The 12168-nt window shown below is 71.0% G+C and carries 12 protein-coding genes and 1 pseudogene; 6 read left to right on the top strand and 7 right to left on the bottom strand.

What is annotated here, in order from left to right; genetic code table 11:
* Positions 1 to 115 precede the first annotated feature (115 nt).
* From KCQ71_RS00190 to KCQ71_RS00180, 3 genes are read left to right on the top strand one after another with little or no spacing between them, the layout of a single operon-like run.
* On the top strand, positions 116 to 529 hold the full coding sequence (locus KCQ71_RS00190) for a DUF3099 domain-containing protein (protein ID WP_223401565.1): 414 nt from the start codon (positions 116 to 118) through the stop codon (positions 527 to 529).
* Complete coding sequence (locus tag KCQ71_RS00185) at positions 522 to 776, top strand: hypothetical protein (protein ID WP_223401563.1); 255 nt, start codon at positions 522 to 524, stop codon at positions 774 to 776. Before KCQ71_RS00190 ends, KCQ71_RS00185 begins: the two co-directional genes overlap by 8 nt.
* Complete coding sequence (locus tag KCQ71_RS00180) at positions 773 to 1693, top strand: SURF1 family protein (RefSeq protein ID WP_223401561.1); 921 nt, start codon at positions 773 to 775, stop codon at positions 1691 to 1693. Before KCQ71_RS00185 ends, KCQ71_RS00180 begins: the two co-directional genes overlap by 4 nt.
* A gap of 57 nt (positions 1694 to 1750) precedes the next feature.
* On the opposite strand, the gene KCQ71_RS00175 is transcribed toward KCQ71_RS00180, so the two are convergent.
* Positions 1751 to 3052 carry an enolase C-terminal domain-like protein gene (locus KCQ71_RS00175; protein WP_223401880.1) on the bottom strand — a complete coding sequence of 434 codons (1302 nt, stop codon included), beginning with the start codon at positions 3050 to 3052 and terminating at the stop codon, positions 1751 to 1753.
* 62 nt (positions 3053 to 3114) lie between these two features.
* On the bottom strand, positions 3115 to 4071 hold the full coding sequence (locus KCQ71_RS00170) for a 5-dehydro-4-deoxyglucarate dehydratase (RefSeq protein ID WP_223401559.1): 957 nt from the start codon (positions 4069 to 4071) through the stop codon (positions 3115 to 3117).
* A gap of 117 nt (positions 4072 to 4188) precedes the next feature.
* Here KCQ71_RS00170 and KCQ71_RS00165 point away from each other — a divergent pair, with 117 nt between their 5' ends.
* Complete coding sequence (locus tag KCQ71_RS00165; protein ID WP_223401557.1) at positions 4189 to 5064, top strand: LysR family transcriptional regulator; 876 nt, start codon at positions 4189 to 4191, stop codon at positions 5062 to 5064.
* Between the two features lie 18 nt (positions 5065 to 5082).
* On the opposite strand, the gene KCQ71_RS00160 is transcribed toward KCQ71_RS00165, so the two are convergent.
* Positions 5083 to 6681: an ABC-F family ATP-binding cassette domain-containing protein gene (locus KCQ71_RS00160; RefSeq protein WP_223401556.1), complete on the bottom strand. Its 1599-nt coding sequence runs from the start codon at positions 6679 to 6681 to the stop codon at positions 5083 to 5085.
* Between the two features lie 95 nt (positions 6682 to 6776).
* On the opposite strand from KCQ71_RS00160, the gene KCQ71_RS00155 reads away from it, so the two are divergent.
* A complete protein-coding gene (locus KCQ71_RS00155) occupies positions 6777 to 7745 on the top strand; it encodes a GNAT family N-acetyltransferase (protein ID WP_223401554.1) in 969 nt (322 codons plus the stop codon).
* Between the two features lie 54 nt (positions 7746 to 7799).
* On the top strand, positions 7800 to 8684 hold the full coding sequence (ypfJ, locus tag KCQ71_RS00150; RefSeq protein WP_223401552.1) for a KPN_02809 family neutral zinc metallopeptidase: 885 nt from the start codon (positions 7800 to 7802) through the stop codon (positions 8682 to 8684).
* A 6-nt stretch (positions 8685 to 8690) separates the two neighbouring features.
* Here ypfJ and KCQ71_RS00145 read toward each other — a convergent pair whose 3' ends face one another.
* The 4 genes and pseudogenes from KCQ71_RS00145 to KCQ71_RS00130 form a co-directional block, all read right to left on the bottom strand.
* Entirely contained in the window at positions 8691 to 10364 is a 1674-nt protein-coding gene (locus KCQ71_RS00145) for an ABC transporter permease (RefSeq protein WP_223401550.1), read from the bottom strand.
* Positions 10361 to 11368: an ABC transporter ATP-binding protein gene (locus KCQ71_RS00140; RefSeq protein ID WP_223401548.1), complete on the bottom strand. Its 1008-nt coding sequence runs from the start codon at positions 11366 to 11368 to the stop codon at positions 10361 to 10363. The genes KCQ71_RS00145 and KCQ71_RS00140 overlap by 4 nt, the downstream gene beginning before the upstream one ends.
* 47 nt (positions 11369 to 11415) lie before the next feature.
* Positions 11416 to 11892 carry a TetR/AcrR family transcriptional regulator gene (locus tag KCQ71_RS00135; RefSeq protein WP_223401878.1) on the bottom strand — a complete coding sequence of 159 codons (477 nt, stop codon included), beginning with the start codon at positions 11890 to 11892 and terminating at the stop codon, positions 11416 to 11418.
* Between the two features lie 21 nt (positions 11893 to 11913).
* Positions 11914 to 12093: pseudogene (locus tag KCQ71_RS00130) on the bottom strand (TetR/AcrR family transcriptional regulator); the annotation flags it as partial.
* Between the last annotated feature and the right edge of the window lie 75 nt (positions 12094 to 12168).

Genomic DNA, 12168 nt, shown 5'->3' with positions numbered 1-12168 from the left:
CGGGGCCCTTGTTCCCTCGAATCCTCACGCCCAGACGCTAGTGCAGATCGAGGGCGGGCGTCACAATCGTCCGCCGCCGCCCGCAAGTGGTGACGACCCGGCGTAACCTGGGAGGGTGCCAGAAGTTCACGCGATCACTTCGGTCGGGCGCGGCCGCAGCGAGCAGCTCCACGATCGCACCAAGCGCTACCTCATCACCATGGGCATCCGCACCGTGTGCTTCGCGCTGGCGATCGTCGTGACGATCACCTGGCTGCGCTGGACGTTCGCGGCGCTCGCGGTGGTGCTGCCGTACCTGGCCGTGGTGGCCGCGAACGCCGGGGGCGACCGCCGAGCCGCACCGGGCACCCAGGTCGACCAGCCGGCCCTGCCCGGCCCGCACCCTGCTCCCGCCGCCGAATACACCTCCGCAGAACAGGTGCGACCGGACGCTCCGGCCGAGACCGGACCAGACGATGTCCGGTCTCCGGGCGACGGTCCGATTCGGCGCGAATCCGACAACTCCGGGCCCGGCGGCCACGATGGCTGAGCACCTCGTCTGCAGCGCGAAGGGCTGCCGCCAGGAGGCTGCCTGGGCGCTGCGGTGGAACAACCCGAAGCTGCACACGGCAGACCGGCGCAAGACCTGGCTCGCGTGCCCGGACCACCGCGTCCACCTGGAGAACTTCCTCGGTGCCCGCTCGTTCCTGCGCGAGACCATCCCGGTGGCGGACCTGCCACCGGAGTCGGGCGTGGGTGAACCGGAGCCTCGAGTGAGCCCCGATGAGCCGAAGTGAGCGCTGAGGCGAACCGGACGCCGGGGCGGTACCGCTTCCTGTTGAGCGGCCGTTGGGCGGGGACCCTGGCCGTCGCCCTCGTGGTCGCCGTCGCCTGCGCGGGCCTGGGCTACTGGCAGCTGACCCGCTACCAGGGCAAAGCAGCCGCGATCGAGCTGGTTGAGGCCAACTACGACTCCACCCCGGTCGGTATCGAGGAGGTCCTCCAGTCGGCGGGCACCGCGCTGACCACGTCGCAGACCTGGACCCCGGTGACCGTGACCGGTCACTACCTCACCGACGCCCCGCACCCCTCGGTGGTGCTGCCCCAGCGCCCGATCGGGGGCAGTCCCGCCGACCACGTGGCCGCCATCTTCGCCGTCGACCTGGCCGAGGGCGGTACCTGGCTGCTGACCGTCGACCGCGGCTGGTACGCCACGGACACGTTCACCGACCACGGCGCGCAGCAGGAGGTGCCGGGCGGCGACGTCACGCTCACCGTGCGCCTGCGCCCGGCGGAGCCGACCACCGACCGCGACGCGCCGGACGGGCAGGTCTACGGGCTCGCCCCGGCGCAGGTGCTGGCCGCGACGACCGGCGACGGCGGCCCCGCGGTGGGCGGCGACGGCGAGCTGGTCACGGGTGCCTACGGTGTGCTCGCGGACGAGTCGCCGACGACGCCCTCGCCCCCGAGCCCGCTCCCCCGGCCGGCCGCCGACGTGGGCAACCACCTCTCGTACGCGTTCCAGTGGTGGATCTTCGGGATCGGTGCCCTGGTGGGCACGGTCATCCTCGCCCGCCGCGAGGCCGCCGAGAGTCCCGGCTCCGGTCCCGCCCCGGCCTCCGGCCCGAGCATACGAACGGTCCGGGACCGTCGCCGCAGCGCCGAGGAGGAGGAGGACGCCCTCATCGACGGGCAGCTGCGGGACCGGGCCTGACGTCGGGCCGGGCCGGCCGGCGACCCGGGGCCACCCGGGCCGGTCGGTGCGCGGGGCTCAGCGGCTCAGCGCCGGACGCTTCGGGTCGAAGGTCCATCCCGGGACGAGGTACTGCATGGCGGCGGCGTCGTCACGGGCCCCGAGTCCCTCGGCGAGGTAGAGCTCGTGGGCCGCGGCCAGCGCGTCGGCGTCCAGATCGACGCCGAGCCCGGGCCGGTCCGGCACCGCGATGGCACCGTCGGTGATCCGGAGCGGGTTCGACGTGAGGTGCTGCCCGTCCTGCCAGATCCAGTGGGTGTCGATGGCGGTGATCTCGCCCGGCGCCGCCGCCGCGACCTGGGTGAACATGGCCAGCGAGATGTCGAAGTGGTTGTTGGAGTGCGAGCCCCAGGTCAGACCCCAGGCGTCGCAGATCTGGGCCACCCGCACCGAACCGTTCATCGTCCAGAAGTGCGGGTCCGCCAGCGGGATGTCGACGCAGGACGAGCGCACCGCATGGCCGAACTGGCGCCAGTCGGTGGCGACCATGTTCGTCGCGGTGCGCAGGCCCGTGGCCCGGCGGAACTCCGCCATGGTCTCGCGGCCCGAGTAGCCTTCCTCCGCTCCGCACGGGTCCTCGGCGTAGGCCAGGACGTCGCGCAGCCGGCGGCCAAGGCGGACCGCGTCGTCCAGGAGCCAGCCGCCGTTGGGGTCGATCGTGATCCGAGCCAGCGGGAACTCACGCGCCAGGGCGGTCACGACGTCCGCCTCCTCGTCCCCGGGCAGGACGCCGCCCTTGAGCTTGAAGTCGCTGAAGCCGTACCTGGCCCGCGCCGCCTTCGCCAGTGCCACCACGGCGCCGGGCGTCATGGCCTCCTCGTGACGCAGCCGCAGCCAGTCGTCGCCGGCGTCGGTGCCGCTCGCGTAGGCCAGGTCCGTGCGGCCGCGGTCACCGACGAAGAAGAGGTAGCCCAGCACGGGCACCCGGTCACGCTGCTGGCCCTCACCGAGGAGGGCGGCAACGGGCACCTCGAGGTACTGGCCGAGCAGATCCAGGAGGGCGGCCTCCACGGCCGTGACGGCGTGGACGGCGACCCGCAGGTCGAACGTCTGGGCGCCGCGACCACCGGCGTCCAGCTGAGCGAACCGGGCCCGGATGTCGCGGAGCACCGAGTGGTAGCGGGCCACCGGGCGGCCCACCACCAGGTCGACCGAGTCCTCGAGGACCCGGGTGATCTGCTGCCCGCCGGGCACCTCGCCGACTCCGGTGCGTCCGTCCGAGTCGGTCAGCACGACGATGTTGCGGGTGAAGTACGGGCCGTGGGCTCCGGAGAGGTTCAGCAGCATGCTGTCCCGGCCGGCCACGGGGACCACCCGCATGTGCGTGACCACGGGCAAGCCCCTGCCGCGGCCCGACGGCGTGGGCAGCGTGTTCACGCCGGTCACCGGCCCACCGAGGACGCGGTCCGCGCCTCGTCGGGGTGCACGGCGCTCTCGATGAGCGCCGCGAGGTCCGCCAGGTCGTCCGGTCCGAGATCCAGCAGCGGGCTGCGCACCGGGCCCGCCGTGCGCCCGACGGCGGTCATGCCCGCCTTGACGATGGAGACCGCGTAGCCCTCGCTCCGGTCGCGGATCTCGAGGTAGGGCAGGACGAACTCCCGGAGCCGTCGGTCCACCTCCGCACGGTCACGGGCGAGGACCGCTCGGTGGAAGGCGAGGGCGAACTCCGGGATGAAGTTGAACATGGCCGAGGAGTAGGTCCGCACCCCCAGCTCCAGGTACGGGAGGGCGTACACCTCCGCCGTCGGGAGCCCGCCGATGAGGAGCAGGTCCGCGGTGCCGTGGCACAGCCGGGTCATGAGGTCCACGTCGCCGACGCCGTCCTTGAAGCCGATGAAGTTGGGGCACGTCCGCGCGAGCGTGGCCACGGCTGCCGCCGTGAAGCGGGCGTTGGCCCGGTGGTAGACGATGACGCCCAGCGACGTCGCGGCACACACGGCGCGCACGTGGGCGACCAGAGCTGCCTCGCTCACCTGGACGAGGTACGGCGGGAACAACAGGATCCCGGCGGCGCCCGCGGCCTCCGCGTCCGCCGCCATCGCCACGGCCTGCGCGGTGCCGTACGCCGCCGGCGCGACGATGGGCAGCTCCTCCGGTACCGACGCGACCGCCGCCCGCACGACCCGGGGCACCTCGTCCGGGGTCAGGGCGAAGATCTCCCCCGTGCCACCCGCCGCGAACAGGCCGGCCGGGCCGAAGCCGGCCTGCCAGGCGACGTGTTCGCGGTAGCCGGCTTCGTCGAAACTGAGGTCCGGTGCCGTGTGCGTGACCGGGAAGGACAGCAGGCCGGACCCGAGTCGGGTCCGCAGCTCCTGCGGGGAGAAACGTGAGGCGTTCATGGGTGCGCTCCGAGGGGTGGGCCGTTTGATCGAACCTACGCCGCCCGAGCCATACCCGTCCAGGTCCGATGGAGTATCGTTCGATGCGCAAAAGGCATACCTGATTGGAGCACAGGGATGTACACGCTCGATCAGCTCGTGGGTTTCGTCGCCGTCGCCGAGGAGGGCAGTTTCGCGGGCGCGGCCGACCGCCTGAGCATGACCCAGCCGCCGCTGAGCCGGCAGGTGCGCAAGCTCGAGCGGGACGTCGGCGTCGAGCTCCTCGTGCGCCATCACCGGGGCGCACGGCCGACCCCGGCCGGCCGGGTCTTCCTGGATGAGGCCCGCCGGCTGCTCGCCCGCGCCGAGTCGTCGCGACTGCGCGCGCGGAGCGTCGCAGCCGGGACCACCGGCACGGTGCGGATCGCCTTCACGGCCGTCTCTGCGCTCACGGTGCTCGGGCCCTGGGCGAGCACGCTCACCGAGCAGCTGCCGGACGTCGACCTGATCCTGACCGAGATGGTGACCGGTGAGCAGGTCGATGCGCTGCTCGCCGGCGAGATCGACGTCGGGCTGGCCCGCGGTCCGGCCCGGATCCATCCCCTCACCGCGCGCCCGGTCGCCAGCGAGTCGATGGTCCTGGCCGTCCCGAACGGTCATCCGCTCACGCGTCTGCGCGGGGCGGCGACCCTCTCGGACGTGGCCGCGCACCCGCTGGTCACCTACGCCCCGGCGGCGGCGCGCTACCTCTACGAGACCGTGGCCGCGGTGTTCCGGGACGCGGACCTCACCCCGCACTACGTCCAGCACGTCGCGCAGGTGAACAGCGTCCTAGCGCTCGTCGGTGCGGGACTCGGGGTGGCCCTGGTGCCGTCCTCGGTGGCCACTCTGCACCTACCGTCGGTGACCTACCTCGAGGTCTTGGACATCCCCGACCACGCCGTGCAGGTGCACTGCGTCTGGCGTTCGGACAACGACAACCCCGCGCTCGCGCGGGCGCTGACGTTCATCTGAGCGCCGGCCCGGTGCTGCTCAGGCCAGCGACACCAGCTCGACGTAACCGTCGTTCCAGTGGTCCTCGTCGCCGTCGGGCAGCAGGAGCACGCGCTCCGGCTCGAGAGCCACCACGGCACCCTCGTCGTGCGTCACCAGCACGACGGCACCGGTGAACGAGCGCAGTGCGCCGAGGATCTCCTCGCGGCTGGCCGGGTCGAGGTTGTTCGTGGGCTCGTCCAACAGCAGCACGTTCGCCGAGGACACCACCAGCACCGCGAGCGCGAGGCGGGTCTTCTCCCCACCGGAGAGCACCCGAGCGGGCTTGTCCGCGTCGTCACCGGAGAACAGGAACGACCCCAGCACGCTACGGACCTGGGTGTCGTTCAGGTCCGGTGCCGCCGAGCGCAGGTTCTCCACCACGGTGCGCTCGGTGTCCAGGGTCTCGTGCTCCTGCGCGTAGTAGCCGACCTTCAGGCCGTGTCCGGGCTGGACCTCCCCCGTGTCGGAGTCCTCGACCCCGGCCAGGATCCGCAACAGGGTCGTCTTGCCGGCACCGTTGAGGCCGAGCACGACGACCTTGCTGCCCCGGTCGATCGCCAGGTCGACGTCGGTGAACACCTCTTGCGACCCGTAGGACTTGGAGAGGCCCGCGGCGCGCAACGGGGTGCGCCCGCACGGGGCGGGGTCGGGGAAGCGCAGCTTCGCCACCCGGTCCTTGGCGCGTACCTCGTCCAGGCCGGAGAGCATCCGTTCGGCCCGGCGGGCCATGTTCTGGGCGGCGACGGCCTTGGTGGCCTTGGCGCGCATCTTGTCCGCCTGCACCATCAGTGTGGAGGCCTTCTTCTCGGCGTTCGCGCGCTCACGCTTGCGGCGACGTTCGTCGGTCTCCCGCTGCTCCAGGTACGCGTCCCAGCCGAGGTTGTAGACGTCCAGCTCGCTCCGGTTGGCGTCCAGGTGGAACACCTTGTTCACGGTGGCGCGGAGCAGGTCGGTGGCGTGGCTGATCACGATGAACCCGCCGGAGTAGGACGCAAGGAACTCCCGCAACCAGGCGATGGAGTCCGCGTCCAGGTGGTTCGTGGGCTCGTCCAGGAGCAGCGTCTCGGAATCGGAGAACAGGATCCGCGCCAGCTCCACCCGGCGGCGCTGACCACCGGAGAGCGTGCCCAGTGGTTGTGCCAGCACCCCGGTGTGCAGGCCGAGGTTCGAGGTGATCCTGGCTGCCTCGCTCTCCGCGGCCCAACCCCCCTGCGCGGTGAACTCCTCGTCCAGCCGGGTGTAGCGGTTCATCGCCTTCTCCCGGATGGCGTCGTCCTCGCTGGCCATGTCCAGCTCGGCCTTGCGGATCCGGCGTACAACCTCGTCCAGACTGCGCGCGGAGAGCACCCGGTCCCGGGCAAGCATGTCCAGGTCACCGGTCCGTGGGTCCTGCGGGAGGTAACCCACCTCACCGGTCCGGGTGATGGTGCCCCCGCTGGGTTGCCCCTCCCCGGCCAGGGTCTTCGTCAACGTGGTCTTCCCAGCGCCGTTGCGGCCCACAAGGCCGATCCGGTCACCCGAGTCGATGCGGAAGGTTGCCCCGCTGAGTAGCTGGCGAACCCCGATCCGGAGTTCGACGTCCTGCGCGATGATCACTGGCACCAGTCTACCGACAGCCTGACGAACCAGTACCGTGGCATGGTCCGGCGGGCCGCTTCTGCTGCCCCTGCGGCCCATCCGAGGAGGTAGATGTGAGCGAACCGACACTCTCGCTGCGCGAATGGCGCGACGGCGACGAGGTGACGGTCGCCGACGCACTCGGCCCGGCCGGCTCGCCGCAGGTGGCGCTCAGCCGGGCCCTGCTCGGCCCCGCCACTCAGCAGCCATGGCGGCGCACCGTCGTCGCCGAGGCCGACGGCGCGATCGTCGGCGCCGCGGCAGTCTCGGAGAGCAGCCTGCACCCGGACCGGCTCTGGCTGTACACGGAGGTGCTGCCCGCACATCGCCGTCGGGGTGTGGGCACCGCACTGGTGGGCGCACTCCGGGAGGAGGTTCCGCCGTCGGGCACCAGCGGCCTTCGAACCCGCTACCCCGTGAACCCCGAGCTGTCCGAGAACTTCGAGGAGTCCGAGACCTCCGCCGCCGCACCGTTCGCCGCGTCGATCGGGCTCATCCCGATCCAGCGCTCCCGACTCGTGGTCGTGGCCCCGGAGTCGTTGGCCGTCCCGCCGTTCGGACCGACCGGACCGACCCTGGAGGATCTGGCCACCGGCTCGGTGGAACTGACGAAGGCGGTCGCGGCGTTCTACGACGCCGTGCACGCACCCTGGGACCGGTCCGAGATGACGCTCGGGCGCGCCCAGGACCACCTGCTCGCGCCCGCCACCGGCGCCCGCGGCGCCGTTGTGCTCCGGGACCGCCCCAAGGAGGCCGGCGGCCGGATCCTGTCCTTCGCGGTGAGCTACGACCCAGCCGTCACGGACCCTACCGAGGCGCAGGACGCCCCCACCGAGGTGCTGCTCGGTTACGACACCGACCTCGATCCGGCACGGGCCCGCGGGGCGGTGCACAACCTGCTCGCGATGCTGGTGGCTCGCTACCCCGTCCAACTGGAGATCGACGACGCCATGGAGCCGCTCGCCGCGGTCGTCACCGGGCTCCTGAACGCCGGGTCGGCCCACATCGAGGCAGAGACGGAGATCGCCGCGACCCCGGCCTGACCAGCGCCGACGCTCGACGGGTAGCCACGCCGGTTCGGCGCTAGCGTTTGCCCCATGACGTTCAACGAGGACGCGAAGCTGGACCCGTCCCGGGTCCGGCGACGCCGCCGCACCGGAACCGGCGTCGCCGTGGGCGGCGGCACTGTGCTGGTGCTGTTCCTGCTCTCCCAGTTGCTCGGCGTGGACCTGACCGGTCTCGCCACCGGCGACGACGGCGGCGCCCCGGTCGGCGAGACCGACACGGGTCTGGAGCACTGCACCACGGGGGCGGCCGCGAACGATGACGTGGAGTGCCGGATGGTCGGCGCGTACAACTCCCTCGACGACTACTGGGCGGACGCCTACCCGCAGATCAGCGGCGGCGCCTACGCCTCCCCCGGCATGGAACTGTTCACGGACGGAACCAACACCGGCTGCGGCCAGGCGAGCAGCGCCGTCGGGCCGTTCTACTGCCCACCGGACCAGGGCATCTACCTGGACCCGACGTTCTTCCAGTTGATGACGACGCAGCTGGGCGCTCAGGGCGGTCCGCTCGCGGAGCTCTACGTCGTTGCCCACGAGTGGGGCCACCACATCCAGAACCTGTCCGGAATCATGGCGCAGGTGGACAACACGGACACCGGGCCCACATCCGACGCGGTGCGGCTGGAGCTGCAGGCGGACTGCCTGGCCGGCGCGTGGGCGGCGGGCGCCGTGAACACCGTGGACTCCGACGGCGTCAGGTTCCTGGAGCCGTTCACGCCCGACCAGCTCGCGTCGGCGCTCGATGCCGCGGCGTCCGTCGGCGACGACCACATCCAGACCCAGCAGGGCGGTCAGGCGCACCCCGAGTCCTGGACCCACGGGTCCTCGGAGCAGCGCCAGCGGTGGTTCACCGCCGGCTACGACTCCGGTCCGAACGCGTGCGACACGTTCGCCGTGGACGGGGCGTCCCTCTAGTGGCTCTCAGGTGGTCACCACGTCACGGCGCCGGAAGCCGACGAACGCGAGGGCCAACAGCACGATCGCGACCGCCCAAAGACCGAGCACGTCACCGACCGCGACGTCCTCGAGGAACGGCGCTGGCACCCAGTCCAGCGGCGACAGGCGCAGCGCCCAGTCGGGCAGTTCGAACAGGCCGCCGAACATGCCGACCACGAACGAGTACGCCAGGAGCGCCCAAGCGAGCCCGGTGAGGCGCGGCAGCCAGGCGAAGAGTGCCGCCACCAGGCCCAGGTAGACACCCAACGCCGGGAGGTAGGCCAGCAGCACGACGGTGTAGTCGGCGAAGGTTTGATCCTCCCAGCCCACCGTGACCGCGCCGAGCCACATCCCGTAGACGCTCACGGTCAGCACGATCAGCGTGCCGAGTCCCACCACGAGCAGTTGCGAGCCGAGCCAACGGGAGCGGGACACGGGTAGGGCGAGCGCGACCTCCACCCGGCCGGCCCGCTCCTCGCCGTTCGGGCGGCCGCCCAGGACGATCGCGTACGCGGCGCAGCACAGGGCCGCGAACATGATCATGACGCCGAGGAACGTGACGCTCAGCACCGACGTGTCCGGCCCGAAGATCTGTGCCGCCGCGAGGTTGTCGGCGACCATGTCGCCGATCATGCTGCCGATCTCCGGCATGAGGGTCCCGGTCGCGTACCACATGAGGCCGAGCCCGAGGGCACTCCACAACAGAGCGCTGCTCTGCTGTCGCCAGGCCAGCACGAACGGGCTGCGAAGCGTGGGCCTCGCGTCCGCTCGCCCCGCCCGTGAGGCGACCAGTCCCCCACCGAAGTCGCGCCGCGACGCCAGGGCGGCACCGAGCCACAAAAGCACCACCGTGGCCGCCACGGACAGGAGCGCCGGCCACCACCGCAGCTCAACGAACGACCGCATCTGCTGGGCCCATGCGAACGGCGAGAACCACGACAGTGTGCTGCCGCCGAGCTCGCGCATGTCACCGGCGGCACGGATGACGAAGGCAAGCCCGACGACGGCAAGGCTCGCGCCGATCGCGCCGCGCCCATGGTCCATGACCTGGCAGAACACCACCGCCACCGCACCGAACACCAAGGCACTGAGGCCGGATCCGATCGTCACCCCGAACGAATCGACCACAGCCATGTCGGTCCCGACGCCGACCATCGCCAGCGCGCCCACGGCGGCGATGACGGCCTGGCTCAGGACCAACGTGATGACAGCGGCCGCCGCCGGCGCGTGGCGACCCACCACGGCCGCGCGAACGAGTTCGGAGCGGCCGGATTCCTCTTCGGCCCGGGTGTGCCGCACCACGTGCAGGATGCTCATGGTCGCCAACGCCAGCACCATCCAGACGATGCCCTCGTTGGCGATGGCGACACCGGTCGTGTAGTCGTCGAGACCATAGCCTGGCCCGCCCATCACGATCCCGGCTGGTGTCTCCATCACGGCCGCGCGACCCTGCCGCGCGGCCGGATCTGAGAACACCGTGTCCAACGCGAATGTGAAGTACGCGTAGAAGGCCACGACGGAGCCCGCCCAGACCGCGAGCCGGACCCGGTCCCGGCGAAGGATGAACCGCACCAGGTTCCACGTGCCCGCGAGCGTGCCCGCCCGGGTGCGTGCGGCGGCGGGCCGCTCGGCCAGCGAGTGTGCTGTGGCGCTGCTCATCGCACACCTGCTGTGTTGTCCGAGGCACCCCGCGTGGCCGGGCGCTGACCGGCCCGATCGGCAGCCGCCTCATCCGCGGCGAGCTCGTCGCCGTAGTGCCGCATGAACAGTTCCTCGAGGGAAGGTGGTGCGGCCGTGAACGAGCGCACGCCGAGCGCTCCGACCGTTGGCAACAGGTCACCCATCGCTGTGTTGTCGACATCGAAGGTCAAGCGGAAGCCCGCGCCGTTCGGCGCGCTGGTCAGATCGTGCACGCCGGGCAGCGCCGCGATCGTCGCCGGGTCGCCGTCGATGACGGTGGTGACGCTGGTGCGGGTCAGGTGACGCAGGTCGTCGAGGGTCCCGGACTCCACCGCCCGGCCGCCGCGGATGATAGTCACGGTGTCGCAGACCTTCTCGACCTCGGACAGGATATGGCTGCTCAACAGCACGGACGTACCGCCTGCCTTCGCCTCGCGCACGTACTCGGTGAAGACGGCCTCCATCAGCGGATCGAGACCTGACGTCGGCTCGTCGAGCACCAGGAGGTCGACCTTCGAGGCGAGGGCCGCGACGAGCGCGACCTTCTGCCGGTTGCCCTTGGAGTAGGTGGCGGCCTTCTTCGTCGGATCGAGCTCGAAGCGCTCCAGCAACTCGGTCTTGCGCTTCTTGTCCGCCTTGCCGCGCAACCGGGTCAGGTAGTCGATCGCTTCCCCACCGGTGAGGTTCGGCCAGAGCGACACGTCACCCGGCACATAGGCCAGGCGGCGATGCAGCCTGACAGCGTCGCGCCATGGTTCACCGCCCAGGATCCGAGCGCTACCGGCGTCGGAGCGCAGGAGGCCGAGCAGGACGCGAATGGTCGTGGACTTGCCGGCCCCGTTGGGGCCGAGGAACCCGGCGACCTCTCCGGGGGCGACGTTCAGGTCCAGGCCGTCAAGTGCCTTGACCCTGCCGAACGACTTGTGCAGGTCATGGATCTCGATCGCTGGCGTGTTCGAGGCACGCCAAGATGTGCTGGTCATCGTAGTTTCCTTCTCTTCGTAGCGAATCTGCCTGATGGCGCGTGGGCTCAGCTGTGCTGAGCCGCGTTCTCGCCTGGCGGGTCGCCCACGTAGAGGAGGTAGTCGTCGAGCATGCGACGGGTCGTGAGGAAGCCTTCGGTGTACAGCTCCAACGTCGGAAGGGTGATCTCTGCGAAGAAGCGCCGCATGAACCCGGTGAGGTTGCTCAGATCCTCGGGGGGATCGAGCGTGATGGACAGCATCATCGCGCCCAGCGCCGACAGGGTGAGATAGCGGGAGCGGGCGCGCTCGTCCCGGCTCGGAACGGCCAACCCGGCCGATACGGCTGCGCCGACATACTGCTCGGCATCGTCGATCATGTGCTGGACGAACGCGCGCGCCAGCGGTCCACCGTCGAGGAGCGAACGCAGGACATAGCCAAGGATCGTCGAGTACCGCTCCGCGGTGGCGAAATGCTCCAGGAACGAGCGGGTGCCGGCATCGACGATGCTCTCGGACTTGGCAGTCCGGATCTGCGCCAGCACGTGCTCGTCACAGGCCTGACGCAACCGGTCCTTGGATCCGAAGTGATGCAGAACCAGGGCAGGACTGACTCCAACATCGCCTGCGACCGTGCGCAGCCCAGCACCGAACCCGTCTCGCGCGAACCGTTCGATCGCGGCATCGCGGATCCGTGCACGTGCGGTCAGGTCCGACAACGGAACCGACCGCTTGTCTGAACGCATGCACACCATGCTAACCACTCGTTCAGCCGGCGTCGAGTGTTGACGCACGAGAGCCCGATGGCCCCTCGTCGACAG

It is taken from the genome of Occultella gossypii (genome assembly GCF_019947135.1).
In the GTDB taxonomy this organism is placed as follows: Bacteria; Actinomycetota; Actinomycetes; order Actinomycetales; family Beutenbergiaceae; genus Occultella; species Occultella gossypii.
The sequence above is the reverse complement of the archived record's forward strand: the minus strand, read 5'-3'. Positions and strand labels throughout refer to the sequence as shown.